A 13,350-nucleotide genomic window follows, 5' to 3' on the forward strand; every position below is an offset into this window, starting at 1 on the left:
CATGTTTCGCACACGATAATTAACTAAAACCAAACCTAAACCCCTAATCTTAATCAGGGGCCTAAAATTCAAATGTATGAAATTTTATGCGCTATTTAAACGCAGGCATATAGCCCGCGTGGCACAACCAATTTTGCGTATTATGGATTCGGTTTCTTGGCTGATTCATAATACAGATAAAAGAAAACTGATTATGCGAATCAACCTAACCGTAATTCTGTTAACCGCGTCCTTACTTCAGGTAAGTGCAGGCGGTTTTGCGCAGAAAATTAACCTCACACAAAACAACATCTCTTTAACCCAGGTGTTTAAAGAGATCAGGAAGCAAAGTGGTTATGATTTTGTTTACGCCACACCACAAATTAAACTCGCGAGAAAGGTAGATATCTTTGCCAGAAATGCATCCTTAGCTGATGTATTGGAAAAGTGTTTCCTTAACCAACCATTTACTTATGAGATACAGAACAAGACTATAGTGATCAAGGAACGCTCGGGTGTAATTGTTGCGCCAGATCGAAAGATACAAGGGACTGTTCTGGATAAAAAAAATGGATCAGCCATCCCAGGTGTAGTTGTGTTAGTGAAAGGCACTAAAGTAGCTACTCAAACTGACGCACAGGGTAAGTTTACTTTAAATGTTCCAGGTGGTGCTGAAACTCTCATAGTACGTTTTCTAGGTTTTAAAACTCAGGAAATTGCTTTAGCTAATTTTGTAAGCTTTACCATCCGGATGGAAGAAGATCCGCAACTTTTAGAGCAGGTTGTGGTTTCTACGGGATATCAAACCATTGCAAAAGACAGAGCAACTGGTTCCTTTTCACAAATCAAACAGGAGGATATGGAGCGAAAACTAACGCTAAATCTGGTTGATAAACTGGAAGGCATGGCTAGTGGCTTACTCCTCACAAGTAATCTTCCTAATTCGAGCGGGCGTCCTACTAAAAACTCGTTGCTGAGTATTCGTGGACGTAGTACAATCAGCGCAACACAAGATCCTTTAATTGTTGTAGATGGTTTCGCTTTTGAGTCAGATTTAGCTTTACTCAATCCTGACGATATAGCTACGGTCGATTTTCTGAAGGACGCAGCTGCAGCTTCGATATGGGGAGTGAGAGCTTCTAATGGCGTTGTTGTCATTCAAACAAAGAAAGGTAAAGCGAACCAAGCCCAAATCAGTTTCTCTACCAATTTTACCATAGGCGGAAAACCAGATTTAGGCTATAGGCCGGTTGCCAGTTCGGCTGATTACCTTGATTTCGAAGCGGAAGGCGTAAACAAATTGCTTATTCCTGATCCAAAAGGTAAAAATTTACCTGCGATATCATCAGGTGCAGATATCTTTTTCCGCTTTAAAAGAGGGGAGATCAGTGCTACAGAACGAGATGCGCTGGTACAGCAATTGAGTGGCTATGATTATAAAACGCAATACTCAAAATACCTATTGCAAAAACAACAGATACAACAATACAATTTGTCTGCCTCTGGTGGAAATGAATCCGCAAGGTACTTTGTTTCAGGTTCCTATAGTAAAGAATTACCGGTGTCTAAAGGTGATCAGACTGAGCGCTTCACTTTAAATTCTAATAATGATTTCCAGCTTTCTAAAAGGTTAGCTGCTTCAGCTGGGTTAATGCTCATCATGAACAATAGCAAAAATAACGGTCTTGGCTTAACACCTCTTCAGCCTGGAATAAGTACTATTCTTCCTTACGATAGAATTGTTGGCGATGATGGAAAGCCAGTACAATACGCACGTGCATTTAATGCAGCGGGGCTTGATGTTTTAGAAAAACAAGGTTATTTTCCTTGGAGATATAATTATTTATCTGCGCTTTCTGATGCAGACAACACTGTCAGATATAGCCAATTTAGGGTTAATGGAAGTTTACAGTATAAAATCATAGAAGGCTTAAGTGCCCAGGCAAGTGGATTGTATGAGCGGTCCTTTCAACGCAGTCGAAATTATTATAGTCCAGAGTCCTATACTACGAGAAATACCATTAACACTGCGACTTCTATACTTGCGGGAAGTAATCCTGCAAAGTTAGTTTACGGATTGCCTTTGGGTGGAATTCTAGATCAGGGCAATATTGACATGGAACAATATAACGTACGTGGACAGTTGGTTCTGAATAAAAAGTTTGGCAGTGACCATCGTGTGGATGCGGTAGCTGGTATAGAAATGAGACAGGTGTGGACAGCTGGTTCTACCAATAGGTTGTACGGTTATGACGACCAGACGTTGAGTTCCCTTCCTGTAAATTATGCAACCCAATACAGCATGGCAGTTACCGGTAATAAAACCACACCAACATTACCGAATACGCTTACAGATGTGAGAGATCGCTTTTTATCCTGGTATACCAATGCCAATTATACCTTTAAAGAAAGGTATGTGATTTCTGGAAGTGCGAGGTTAGACGATTCCAACCTTTTTGGGGCTAGCGAAGAATACCGGGCAACACCACTGTGGTCATTAGGTGGGATGTGGAAACTGGGACAAGAGGATTTTCTTCAGCTACCTTTTGTGGATCGCCTGAACCTGCGCGTGACCTATGGGGTGAATGGAAATGTCGATAAAACAACCAGTCCCTTCCTTATAGCAACTGTTTCTTCATCTCCAGATTTTTACAATGGTTAAGGGACAAACAGACGCAAGGTCGCTTTATTTGGACAAAGGCCTAATCATTATTGATGCTGTTGATTCTATCAAAACAGCGGTGATTAGTGGTGCATCGATTAATGCTGAATATGAAAAGTATAAGGCACTAGGCAAATCTGAAGAGGCCTTGAGCAATTTTATTAAACAGAATCCTGATTCTTATTTCTGTTTTGAAGCATTGCAAAAAATAGCGGGTTCGTATTTTGATGTAACCAAGGTAGAGCCTTTGTTTAGTGGTTTATCGGCCAAAAACCGCAACTCCAAAGCAGGTAAAGCTTTTGCCGCTTCAATTGAAGCGAGTAAGTCTACAGCCGTTGGCAAGATCGCTCCAGAATTCACACAAATGAATACCGAAAACAAACCTGTTAAATTGTCTGATTTCCGTGGTCAATATGTGCTTGTCGATTTTTGGGCATCATGGTGTGGGCCTTGTCGGGCAGAAAACCCGAAGGTATTGAAAGCTTATCATGCTTTTAAAGACAAAAACTTTACGGTATTAGGCGTTTCTGTAGATCAGGAGAAAGATCGGGATAAATGGCTTAAAGCAATCAAGGATGATGGAATGCCATGGATTCAAGTGGTAGATTCAAACAATGACGATCCTAAGGGGGCGGGGAATTTATACGCTATTAAAGCAATTCCTTCAAACTTTTTAATTGATCCACAAGGTAAAATCATTGCGAAAAATTTAAGAGGAGAGGCGCTCGAAAAGAAATTAGCAGAAGTAATTAAGTAATACAAAAATGGCCGGTAATACCGGCCATTTTCATTTGACTTTTATTTTTCTAATGTGGTTTTTAAGGTATCTAAACCACCCTGTAAATCTTTACCTAGCATTCCTTCCATATCCATAAAGAGTAACATGAGATTCATTGGGTAGGCCATTCTGCCTTTAAAACCCCATTTCACCTTCGTTTGGTTTTCTCCCATAGATTCGGTAGCCATATAAGCCTCATCCTCAGCTTCAAAAGGTTCTTTAAAGCGAAGTTTCATATCAATCCGGTCCCCCTCAGTTATATTGGTAATTTCCTGCTCACCTTTACCCACGTTTTTATTGGTGCTTTCCCAACCCGAGATAAAGCCAACAGTACCATCTGTACCTGTATAGGTCTTTTTTGAAGCCGGATCCAAACGATTCCAAACACTATACTGATCTTGATTTTTAATGTGTTTGATATAATCAAATACCACAGCTACAGGCTTGTTGATGGTGACTTCCCGCTCAACGGCATAATCCTTTTTAACAAAAAGTGCGACAAGCAGTGCCAGAATTACAATCCCAACAATTAAGAATAATAGTCCTTTTAAAATTTTCATAATATATAGTTTGGTTTTTAATGAGCAGTTCAATCAATTGCAAGTTTGCCTATATAAAGATGATTAAATTTTAGACAAATCTCCAAATTCATTTTTTCGCTTGGCTTAAAAAAACAGCGGCAGGGATATTGCATATTGTTTTGTAATCTAAACTATTAACAAAACATTTAAACAATGAAAAAACTCTGGTTCGGCTTTATACTTATGGTAGTGTCATACCATGTTAACGCGCAGGACACTACTGCTGTAGCTGCGTCTCCAGTTAATATAAAACGGGTTGCCGTTCAATTAAATAGAACGCCGGAAGCTTTGGGTATATCTCAAAAAACAAGGGATAGAGTAAAAGCAATGACAAATCCCCCTTTTAATATCGCCCTTTTTGCGGTCGACAGGCGTAAGGATGATGACCGGGCAAACTCCGATGTGATCATGGTGATTTCTATTGATCAACAAACCGGAAAGATTAAAATGTCCTCAATTATGCGCGATACCTATGTGAATATTGAGGGGCATGGTATGGATAAAATCAATGCTGCATATGCATTTGGCGGCCCTCAGTTGGCTATAAAAACCATCAACCAGAATTTTGATCTGGATATTAAAGATTATATGAACGTTGACTTTTATAGCGCGGCAAAGATTGTCGACGCATTGGGTGGAGTGAATGTAAATGTAAAAGATCCCGAGCTCCCATACTTAAATAATTACCTGAATGAAGTGGCTATTTATGATAAAATACCAGCCGTACATGTAAACAATGCGGGTTTGCAGAAATTAACAGGAAGACAAGCCGTAGCCTATACAAGGATTAGGGGAGTAGGGAATGGTGATTATGAACGGACCGAAAGACAAAGGACTGTCCTGGTTGCTTTGTTTAGTAAATTAAAAAGCTCCGGACAAGAAGTGTTTCCAGTTTTTGCATCGCAGATATTGCCGAACTTAGAAACCAGCATGGCCAATATGACACTTATGAGGTTTGCTGGCAGCGTTTTGAACTCAGAAAATAAAGTAATTGATCAGGCAAGGTTTCCACTAGATGGGCAAAGTGTGGGGAAAAGGATCAACAACATCTGGTACCTGACTGTTGATTTAAAAACGACCACAAATTCTATTCATAATTTTATTTACAAAAATATGAAGCCTGTTGGCAAATAAAAATAGTTAAGATTCTTATCTTTGTAAAAAATAGCGATTACAAGGTTATACGATTCAGCTACTTATGTTTAGAAGATTAACGGGCATATTTATTTTACTTTCATTTTTACTGGTAAAAAGTACCTCGTTATTTGCTATAGACAAACATCAGCAACATTTATCTGTTTGTTCTACCGAACAAGAAGCTGATGAGGTCCCTGACCTTGAAAAGGAGTGCAAGCAGTTGGAGATTATGGACGAAGATTACATATCTCATCCAATTTCCAACCCGTTTTTCCTTTTGCTTTCCAAAAAATTGATTCTTTCTGGTGTCGCCAATATTAGCGATCCTTATATTTCCTTACCGTACCTGCCTCCCAACGGCTTGTAGTACGCACATTCTATCTTTTGGGTTGTATTGATCAACCCGTATTCAAGCATTTATACAATAATTTAATTTTATGAAATATCTAATATTCAAAGGAGCTTTTATGGCCCTTTTACTAAGCGCAAGTACTTTAACTGTAAGTGCTCAAAAAATTGACGAACAAGAACTTAAGGTAAGTGTTGGGAAGATTTCTAATTCAACGCAACATTTAAAAAAGCTGGAGCCTGTTACCTTCAAATACGATGTAAATAAGTATAAGCATCTTAAACTTCCTGCAGGTGAGCAGTATGGTTTTTTGGCCAGTAATGTACAGCCAGAATTTCCAGCAATGGTTTATGAGGCTTCAAAAGTTTACGAGTCTGGTAAAAACAACTCAAAAGTTGCCAAATACAACGAAGTACAGACAGCGGATTTGATTCCTGTATTGGTAGCTGCAATTAAAGAGCAACAGGCCGAAATAGAGCTATTAAAGAATGAGGTGAAGCTGTTGAAAGCTAAAAGCAAATAAGAATTTTTCAGTTTAAGTGTTTTGGAAAGAAGCTGCCCCATACGGGCAGCTCTTTTTTTTGTTATGCTTTATACATTTTTTCATAATATTCGTTGGCCATTCTGCTAGCTTCAAAAGCTGGTACCACATCCATGGCTGCTTTTTTTACCAGGCTTAACCATTGCTTCTGGTCGTTATAGTAGGTTGGCAGTACTGTGCGTTCTAATACATTCATGAGGTTGGTATTTTCCTGGTTGTCTTGTTCCTGATCTGGTAATCCATCTGCTGCTGGTTGAATTAGGAAGCTATTTATATTGTCTTTAGCAAATTCTGGTACCCAGCCATCAGGCAAGGAAAGGTTAATGCTACCATTCATGGCTGCTGTCATACCACTGGTGCCAGAAGCCTCTCTGTACATCCTTGGATTGTTTAGCCAAACGTCGGAACCTCTTTTTAATAAGGCTGATAACTCTAGCTCATATCCGGTAAGGACTGCACAGTTTTTTAGCGGTAGTGCACGATTGATGATGGAATTAAATAGGCCGATCGCCCCAAAATCTTCTGGATAAGGTTTTCCTGCCCAAATGATTTGAACCGGAAATGCTTCATTGTTAATCAAATTTAAGAACCTGTTCCAATCCTGCATCACCAGATCTGCTCTTTTATAACCTGCAAATCGTCTTGCCCAGACAATCGTCAGCACATCTGGATTAAAAAGCTTGCCACATTGATTGGCCACAACTTTAAATAAATCGGCTTTCATTTCTTTTTTGCGAAGCATAATCTCCTGATCATTACCGGACTTTATAGCTTTACCTATTGTAGGATCTTCCCAATATTTCTGGTTTTGAGCATTGGTGATAGAGGTGATTTCACATATACCTAAGTTATGGCTCCACATGTCCCGGGCCACTTTACCATGTAGGGCTGATACCCCATTGGCTTTTCTGGCAAATTTAAGTGCGCCAAGTGTATAGCTGAAATTATCGCCATCCATACCTAGAATCGACTTTACTTCATGTTCCTGCAGATGGTAAAAGAAGGACATTTCTTTAAGTAAGCTATACCTATGCTCTTCATTACCGGCCATTTCTGGTGTATGTGTGGTAAATACTACTCTCTTTTTTATTTCTTCCAGGCTTTTGTGCTTGCTGTAGAGGTAAAAATTAAGGGATACTGAATGACCTTCATTCATATGGTATATGTCGGGAGGCATATTTAAAATGTCCAACAGCATCGCTCCGCCAGTGCCTAGTATGATAGATTGGGCAATGCGCGTAGTTTCGTGAGGATCGTATAAACGATGCGTTATCGTACGCGATAAGAAGTCGTTCTCGGGTACGTCTGTGCTTAGCAAAAATAAAGGTGCTGTGCCAAATGTTTCTGGTTTTAACAGATAGGCACGGACGTGTACTTCAGCATCGTGAACAGGGACTTTAAAGGTGATGCCTGTATCTTGTAAAAACGCATATTGTTTTTCTGTATAATCAGGTTTCATCAACATATCCTTATCTCTGGACTGGTCGTAATACCCATATTTCCATAGTATTCCTATACCAAGCAGGTTCTGTTTTAACTCGTAGGCACTCCTTAGGTGGGATCCGGCAAGGAAACCTAATCCGCCACTATATATTTTTAGTGCCTGGTGTACCGCAAACTCCATAGAAAAATAAGCCACCGCAGTACTGTACTGCTGATTGGGTTCGTAACCGAAAATGTCTTTTTTAGATAGCATGGGTTTAATTTATAAAAATTATACTAAAAAAAGGTTTTGGATCTGATTATATATTAGGGGCTTGTAATGATATTGTTTAATTTCATCACATGAAAACATTGAAACCTACTGTAACTATTGAATACTGTCCAAAATGTGGTTGGATGCTTAGGGCTGCATATATGGCGCAAGAACTGCTGAGTACTTTTACCGACGAGCTGAATGGCGTATTGCTAAAGCCAGCAGAAATAGGAGGGGCCTATGTGATCAGTATTGATGATGTTGTTGTATTTGACAGGAAAGAGAAAGCTCGTTTTCCGGAAGTTAAGGAATTGAAACAACTGATACGGGACATAGTGAGTCCCGAGAGAGATCTCGGTCATTCTGACAGGTCGTCTTAATTTATTTTTGAAATAATATTTCTTCCCAAGTTGTAGGACTCAATTTCGTTGAATCGCTGTTTTTACAGTTTTATGCATTTTTACATGAAGATTTGGTAATTGTAATGGCTTAATAATTGATACGTTTTAATCAAAAGTTAATTACTTCGGAGTTGGACCGTTGAGGGAACTGTGACACCCTGTGATTTCTCTATATTAAACAAGGAGATAACAGGGAGAAAACAGGGACTTAACAGGGACTATTCTCCTGTGATGTCCTGGTTTAATCCTGGCTTAATTTTACTAAAGTTATTGTTATTATTATTTCACTTATTATTTACTTAACAACTTGTATTATGGCGATTATTAAAAAGGGTATTTTAGGAGGCTTTAAAGGAAAGGCTGGCACGGTTGTCGGTTATCGTTCAAAAGGGCAGGATCTTATGCGTGGTGTACCACGTAAGCGAAGTACGCCTCCGACAACGAAAGAGTTGGTGAACAGAGCAAAGTTTGCAACATCTCAAGTATGGCTTCAGCCATTGATTGAGTTTGTAAGAGTAGGTTTTCAAGGGTATGCTGAAACTTATGAGGGGTTTGTTGCGGCAAAATCGTACAATTCTAAGCATGCCTTAAAAGGGGAGAACCCAGACTTTTATATTGATCCGAAATTAGCATTGCTAAGCTTTGGAGATATGGATCAGTCTGAAAAGGCTACTGCTGTGTCTGAAAGCCCAGGAACGATTACGTTTGAATGGGATGGAGGAAGATTAGTGTATGATGATCGTGCTATGTTTGTGGCCTACGATATCGAAAAGGGGAAGGCATGTTTTGATACTGCCGCAGTAAAACGATCCAAGAAGAAAGGGATATTTGAAATTGATCCTGATTACTCAGGAAAAACAATTCATGTTTATCTCGCTTTTGTATCGGAAGATAGAAAAAGACGAAGCAACAGCCAGTATTTAGGTACTGTGAAGGTACTTTAAGCTTTGTTTTTTGTAGAATATGCTCGCTTTCGGGACCTAAATTAGGTTCTAAAAGCGAGCATATGTAAATAATCTGGCTTAGAACCAGCGTAGTGCGTGTTTTGTCAATTAATTATTTGCACAATATATATCGTAGTCCTATATTTGCGCCAATTAAAAAAGAAACCATTAGAGTTTACATTTAATTAAAAATAATGATTCCGTAGCTCAGCTGGTAGAGCATTACACTTTTAATGTAGTGGTCCTGGGTTCGAATCCCAGCGGGATCACAGAAGATAGTATCAAAACTACGTAAAAGCTTGCAAATCAAATGATTGCAAGCTTTTTTGTTTTACCGGAAACACCAAAATATGCAATAAATCGCATAAAAAAAGTGAGTGATTCGGTGAGTAGTTTTACAGAGTGGTATACTCACTGAAAACGATGTAAGTTATTGACTTACAGAAAGTTCAATTATTGAACGACTTGATACGATTAGACTGCAAGGCTAACTTTGTTAACTTTAAATCAGTCGATTATGAAAACTAATTTCAGTCTGCTCAGAGGGCATTTTAATTGTAGGTATGTCTTTCCTTTCGTATTCCATCGCTTTCATAAAACCTGATGTTGTGTGCTGTGGCTTTTTCTGTCCTTGGTATGCAGTCGTAAAATTATTGGAGTCGTTGATAATATATAAAGTCCAAAGATTATTTGTAAAACTATTTTATAATCATCAGAATTGCCAAATCTTTCAAATGTCAACCCGTTTGTATTTATTAGTACGTCTGAAACAATGATTAAATTAGAAATTATTAAAGCTGGAACAATAGTTCTTAAAATTAAGATAATAGCTAAAAAATCTAAGAAAGTTAACGATACCCAATATATGTTTTTCCACGTAGGCACATTTTTATTAAGTATTAAGCCATGATTTAACAAGTCCAATACATGGGTAGTTGTCCCAATGGCAAAACCTAAAACATAGATTGCTAGTAATATTTTTATTGTCTTAGGATATTCTAAAAAGTCTATTTTCAATTATTTTCGTTTTTTTAGTCAAAAGTCTTAATGTCTAGTCTGTGTCGATAGTGCCATTGTACACAACTTATATATAGGTCTGGCGCGGTCAGACCTATCCACCCAAAACTGGGCATATAGACCTAATAGAGTAGATCCTTTCAATAAATTAAATCTAAGAATAATCCTGTAAAATTAGCTGAATAAACCGTTTACCAAGTGCACCAAAATGATTTAAGATTGAATTAAAGTTCACATTCGATTATAAACAACAAATTATCAAAAAACGGTGAGATACTGGTAATTTGTCGCAATTATTTTTTAAGCTTTGCGATCTGTTAATTCCAAAATCATATTTGGTTTCATCGTTGTATGCCTTGACTTTGATCTATACCCTTTTTCTTCTTACGTCTTGCGGGTTCCTTGTGGCGCTATATAAACAGGCTTCATAAGCATACTTAATAGATCGGCACCCAGCTTTCCGGTTGTGCCGATCATTTCCCCGACACTTTCAAAAAGCCCTTCCGCCACACTTTTGCCCAGATCGTTGATGGTGTACTGGTCAGCCTTTTGATTATATTTATACAACAGCAATTGCAGCTAAAACGTATCGAAAAAAATGGTGAGCGATTAGGTGAGTCGAAATCGAAAACCGTATAGAATATTATTTAAACGCTGATATTGGAACTAGGTTCGAATCCCAGCGGGATCACAATAGAAAACAAAAGCCTTTATAAGTCAGACACTTATAAAGGCTTTTTTGTTTTACTGTCATTATTCCTGTCAGTATATATTCCTATAAGGTAGCGGGTTTCAATCGCTATTTATCAACATTAACACTTCGTATTTCATATCTATAGAATTAAATACATAAGATAACATCTTATTTAATTAACCAACTCAATACATGTCTAAATTATTGATCGATCTTAACGACGAATACAAAGTAAAAATTGAAAATAGCAACGAATTTGAAAATTCGATTTTTAAAGATGTTTATAATAATGCTGGGGAATAAACGGATATTGGTCAACTGCCAAAAAAACAAACTGACCACTCATTTCGCTCCAAACTGATCAGTCGGCTTATTTTAAGGGTTTTTAAGCTTCTGTGGAGGCCTTGTTGACGGCAGTTCATTTGTGTCTTTTTGAAAGACTGGTGATCTTAAAACGGGCGGATACTGCAAAATTATTTGCTGCTGACCAGGCCATGTTTGAACTTGATGGAGATATCGGTCAAGGCTCTGAACTGATCGCCGCAGGCGGTTAAAAATGGCCTGAATGAAACCGGGAGGAGGGTGGTATTCTGAAAGGCTAAAGGTCTGGAACTGGAGGAGTGTTTACCTGGAGATCAGCTGAATGCTTATATTTGGAGGTCCGATACTCCTATGATTTTCTCAATAAAAAATTCTTAAGACGCTTAGGAATGGAGTCTTTATCCATAGTAAGTAATACAGGAGAGCTTTTTTACATCTCTTCGGTGCCACAAGAACGTGGTACTGCTTATCCTTTTACCCGTCAGTTTTCTTTGTCTTTATACGCAGCATTTAAAATATGAAAACCTTGAAAAAAATATTTACTATTATCCTGATGCTGGGCACTTTATTGTTTACAGCGGACTTGCAACAGATGTAATGTATAAAATGTTTATTCAAAAGGCATCAACCTTACCTATAAACCAGGTGCTGCAGGTTCCTTTATTGCGCCTGAGTGAAATGTACCTGATCCTTACGGAATGTGCCGAAACAAAAACTGCGGTAGAAACGGCGAAAAGGCATATGCCTTTTATTGCGATAAGAAAGGAATTCCCTTTACTACTTTTAATGCGGAAGACTGGCTGACCGACCGCAGGAACAAAATGGTTAGGGAGTACTTGCGCGAACTATACGGCGAAGGGCAGTCATTCTTTGCCTTTAAGCGCCTTAGTCTTCAACCATTGCCTTGAAAGTGTATGATAGGCTTTCAATTGTGAAAAGTTAATACTATTCTTCCACTAAATATTGATTATGAGGAAATTAAAATAATGCATAAGGAGCTTTTAAGTCTACTATGACCCGTACGTCACAATGCCATTACAATGTCGTTTTATAAGAACTTCTGTGTATTATTAGAAAATAATTAACCTTAAATCCATATTTTATGAAATCAAAGTATTATCTATTTTCGATTATCTCACTTTTAATTTTTATTGCTAGTTGTAAAAAATCTTCAGATGTTGATGCCCCTGAAACTAAGCAAACTGTCGGAAAAGCTAAATTTAGCTTCACTCCATTATCAAAAGACTTAAAAACCTCTTTTTTAGAAGCAGATTCAGCCTATTTTACCGTTATGGTTACAAGTAACCCAACTGATTATTGTTATGTAAGTCTTTTCTACGAGGGTACGACTAGTAATCCTTTCGCTGTAAAATATTTTGAGGGCTCCACGAGTCCCCCATACACCTTCCAAATGTTGTTGGGGACGAGATTTTATATCCATACAACTACAGCATTAGGATCTACATTTGATAGCCAAGTTGTTGAGGCCGGAACAGTCGGGGGCGTAACTATCTCAATACCATCAAATTGAATCTAATTGTCCATTTTGTAATTATTTCAATAAATGGGAAAAAATAGACTTCACAAAAGTTGAATTAAATCAATTATTAACAGATGAGCTCAATATTATATTGGGCTCACTTCTTTAAATTTAATCTTATCCTGATACTTGGATTGAGTGGCTTCGGAAATATTTACCAAATCGTTATTGTATTGATAAGGCCATTATCATTGATAGTACAGGTCAACTAAGTCATCAAATTGACTTAGTCAGTTACGACCAGCAATATACACCGTTTGTTTTAACACAGAATGGCATATACTATATTCCGGCCGAAGGAGTTTACGCAGTGTTCGAGGTTAAACCTGACTTAAATAGTTCAATTATGTCTGGCGGTGATAGAATCAGCTATATTGAATATGCAGGTAGAAAAATCGAGAGCGTAAGGCGTTTGAAACGCACAACTACATCCATCATTGATAGGGGTAAAAAATATGACCCAAGGCCATTGACTAAAATAGTTGGGGGTATATTGGCAAGTACAAACACTTGGATATTCCGCTACAAAGTACGCCACCCATTCCGGAGCAAAGTACACCAGTATTCCGCTGGAAAGGGTACCACTTATTCCGGGCCAAAGTACGCCACTAACCTGAGTTTAACCGCCGATTACCATAAGTTTGGTTTGTAACCAAACCCAATGTAGTATGGCAAATAAGCTACTTAGTATGCATAAGATAAGACAGATA

16 protein-coding genes and 1 tRNA gene are annotated in these 13,350 nt (G+C 38.2%); 13 read left to right on the forward strand and 4 right to left on the reverse strand.

Going from position 1 to position 13,350, the window contains the following annotated elements; all coding sequences use genetic code 11:
• The first annotated feature begins 76 nt into the window (after window positions 1-76).
• Both FBD94_RS20075 and FBD94_RS20080 read left to right on the forward strand, forming a co-directional pair.
• A complete protein-coding gene (locus FBD94_RS20075; RefSeq protein ID WP_136881518.1) occupies window positions 77-2,641 on the forward strand; it encodes a SusC/RagA family TonB-linked outer membrane protein in 2,565 nt (854 codons plus the stop codon).
• The gene (locus FBD94_RS20080) at window positions 2,634-3,398 is read left to right on the forward strand and encodes a TlpA family protein disulfide reductase (RefSeq protein WP_136881519.1); all 765 of its coding nucleotides are present in this window, start codon (window positions 2,634-2,636) and stop codon (window positions 3,396-3,398) included. The genes FBD94_RS20075 and FBD94_RS20080 overlap by 8 nt, the downstream gene beginning before the upstream one ends.
• Before the next feature lie 41 nt (window positions 3,399-3,439).
• Here FBD94_RS20080 and FBD94_RS20085 read toward each other — a convergent pair whose 3' ends face one another.
• Window positions 3,440-3,979 (reverse strand): SRPBCC family protein, encoded by a 540-nt coding sequence (locus FBD94_RS20085; RefSeq protein WP_136881520.1) that lies wholly within the window; start codon window positions 3,977-3,979, stop codon window positions 3,440-3,442.
• A 174-nt stretch (window positions 3,980-4,153) separates the two neighbouring features.
• On the opposite strand from FBD94_RS20085, the gene FBD94_RS20090 reads away from it, so the two are divergent.
• The 3 genes from FBD94_RS20090 (at window position 4,154) to FBD94_RS20100 (ending at window position 6,009) form a co-directional block, all read left to right on the forward strand.
• Window positions 4,154-5,134, forward strand: coding sequence for an LCP family protein (locus FBD94_RS20090; RefSeq protein ID WP_136881521.1), 981 nt, complete (start codon window positions 4,154-4,156; stop codon window positions 5,132-5,134).
• Between the two features lie 64 nt (window positions 5,135-5,198).
• Window positions 5,199-5,504: a hypothetical protein gene (locus FBD94_RS20095; RefSeq protein WP_136881522.1), complete on the forward strand. Its 306-nt coding sequence runs from the start codon at window positions 5,199-5,201 to the stop codon at window positions 5,502-5,504.
• 70 nt (window positions 5,505-5,574) lie between these two features.
• Complete coding sequence (locus FBD94_RS20100) at window positions 5,575-6,009, forward strand: tail fiber domain-containing protein (RefSeq protein ID WP_136881523.1); 435 nt, start codon at window positions 5,575-5,577, stop codon at window positions 6,007-6,009.
• A 61-nt stretch (window positions 6,010-6,070) separates the two neighbouring features.
• Here the strand turns inward: FBD94_RS20100 and glgP are convergent, their stop codons facing one another.
• Window positions 6,071-7,723: an alpha-glucan family phosphorylase gene (gene glgP, locus FBD94_RS20105; RefSeq protein WP_136881524.1), complete on the reverse strand. Its 1,653-nt coding sequence runs from the start codon at window positions 7,721-7,723 to the stop codon at window positions 6,071-6,073.
• A gap of 89 nt (window positions 7,724-7,812) precedes the next feature.
• Here glgP and FBD94_RS20110 point away from each other — a divergent pair, with 89 nt between their 5' ends.
• The 3 genes from FBD94_RS20110 (at window position 7,813) to FBD94_RS20120 (ending at window position 9,337) form a co-directional block, all read left to right on the forward strand.
• A complete protein-coding gene (locus FBD94_RS20110) occupies window positions 7,813-8,103 on the forward strand; it encodes a SelT/SelW/SelH family protein (protein ID WP_136881525.1) in 291 nt (96 codons plus the stop codon).
• A 335-nt stretch (window positions 8,104-8,438) separates the two neighbouring features.
• On the forward strand, window positions 8,439-9,068 hold the full coding sequence (locus FBD94_RS20115; protein WP_136881526.1) for a DUF6266 family protein: 630 nt from the start codon (window positions 8,439-8,441) through the stop codon (window positions 9,066-9,068).
• A 196-nt stretch (window positions 9,069-9,264) separates the two neighbouring features.
• Window positions 9,265-9,337, forward strand: a tRNA-Lys gene (locus FBD94_RS20120).
• Window positions 9,338-9,659: 322 nt separating this feature from the next.
• Here FBD94_RS20120 and FBD94_RS20125 read toward each other — a convergent pair.
• The gene (locus tag FBD94_RS20125; protein ID WP_136881527.1) at window positions 9,660-10,085 is read right to left on the reverse strand and encodes a hypothetical protein; all 426 of its coding nucleotides are present in this window, start codon (window positions 10,083-10,085) and stop codon (window positions 9,660-9,662) included.
• A gap of 384 nt (window positions 10,086-10,469) precedes the next feature.
• The gene (locus FBD94_RS20130; RefSeq protein ID WP_136881528.1) at window positions 10,470-10,652 is read right to left on the reverse strand and encodes a hypothetical protein; all 183 of its coding nucleotides are present in this window, start codon (window positions 10,650-10,652) and stop codon (window positions 10,470-10,472) included.
• A 522-nt stretch (window positions 10,653-11,174) separates the two neighbouring features.
• Between FBD94_RS20130 and FBD94_RS25990 the strand changes: the two genes are divergently transcribed.
• The 5 genes from FBD94_RS25990 to FBD94_RS26525 all read left to right on the forward strand — a co-directional run bounded on the left by FBD94_RS25990 (window position 11,175) and on the right by FBD94_RS26525 (window position 13,292).
• Complete coding sequence (locus tag FBD94_RS25990) at window positions 11,175-11,333, forward strand: hypothetical protein (protein ID WP_169472365.1); 159 nt, start codon at window positions 11,175-11,177, stop codon at window positions 11,331-11,333.
• A gap of 156 nt (window positions 11,334-11,489) precedes the next feature.
• Window positions 11,490-11,621 carry a hypothetical protein gene (locus tag FBD94_RS26490; RefSeq protein ID WP_262710996.1) on the forward strand — a complete coding sequence of 44 codons (132 nt, stop codon included), beginning with the start codon at window positions 11,490-11,492 and terminating at the stop codon, window positions 11,619-11,621.
• 85 nt (window positions 11,622-11,706) lie between these two features.
• Window positions 11,707-11,904 carry a hypothetical protein gene (locus FBD94_RS20135; protein WP_136881529.1) on the forward strand — a complete coding sequence of 66 codons (198 nt, stop codon included), beginning with the start codon at window positions 11,707-11,709 and terminating at the stop codon, window positions 11,902-11,904.
• A 298-nt stretch (window positions 11,905-12,202) separates the two neighbouring features.
• Window positions 12,203-12,631: a hypothetical protein gene (locus tag FBD94_RS20140; protein ID WP_136881530.1), complete on the forward strand. Its 429-nt coding sequence runs from the start codon at window positions 12,203-12,205 to the stop codon at window positions 12,629-12,631.
• A 142-nt stretch (window positions 12,632-12,773) separates the two neighbouring features.
• A complete protein-coding gene (locus FBD94_RS26525; RefSeq protein WP_317131572.1) occupies window positions 12,774-13,292 on the forward strand; it encodes a DUF6602 domain-containing protein in 519 nt (172 codons plus the stop codon).
• Window positions 13,293-13,350: the final 58 nt, after the last annotated feature.

This window comes from Pedobacter hiemivivus, assembly GCF_005144565.1.
Lineage (GTDB): Bacteria > Bacteroidota > Bacteroidia > Sphingobacteriales > Sphingobacteriaceae > Pedobacter > Pedobacter hiemivivus.

Coding starts and splice junctions, on each gene's coding strand:
- FBD94_RS20075 (WP_136881518.1), top strand. CDS start 77: ATGAAATTTTATGCGCTATTTAAACGCAGGCATATAGCCCGCGTGGCA.
- FBD94_RS20080 (WP_136881519.1), top strand. CDS start 2,634: ATGGTTAAGGGACAAACAGACGCAAGGTCGCTTTATTTGGACAAAGGC.
- FBD94_RS20085 (WP_136881520.1), bottom strand. CDS start 3,979: ATGAAAATTTTAAAAGGACTATTATTCTTAATTGTTGGGATTGTAATT.
- FBD94_RS20090 (WP_136881521.1), top strand. CDS start 4,154: ATGAAAAAACTCTGGTTCGGCTTTATACTTATGGTAGTGTCATACCAT.
- FBD94_RS20095 (WP_136881522.1), top strand. CDS start 5,199: ATGTTTAGAAGATTAACGGGCATATTTATTTTACTTTCATTTTTACTG.
- FBD94_RS20100 (WP_136881523.1), top strand. CDS start 5,575: ATGAAATATCTAATATTCAAAGGAGCTTTTATGGCCCTTTTACTAAGC.
- glgP (WP_136881524.1), bottom strand. CDS start 7,723: ATGCTATCTAAAAAAGACATTTTCGGTTACGAACCCAATCAGCAGTAC.
- FBD94_RS20110 (WP_136881525.1), top strand. CDS start 7,813: ATGAAAACATTGAAACCTACTGTAACTATTGAATACTGTCCAAAATGT.
- FBD94_RS20115 (WP_136881526.1), top strand. CDS start 8,439: ATGGCGATTATTAAAAAGGGTATTTTAGGAGGCTTTAAAGGAAAGGCT.
- FBD94_RS26490 (WP_262710996.1), top strand. CDS start 11,490: ATGGAGTCTTTATCCATAGTAAGTAATACAGGAGAGCTTTTTTACATC.
- FBD94_RS20135 (WP_136881529.1), top strand. CDS start 11,707: ATGTTTATTCAAAAGGCATCAACCTTACCTATAAACCAGGTGCTGCAG.
- FBD94_RS20140 (WP_136881530.1), top strand. CDS start 12,203: ATGAAATCAAAGTATTATCTATTTTCGATTATCTCACTTTTAATTTTT.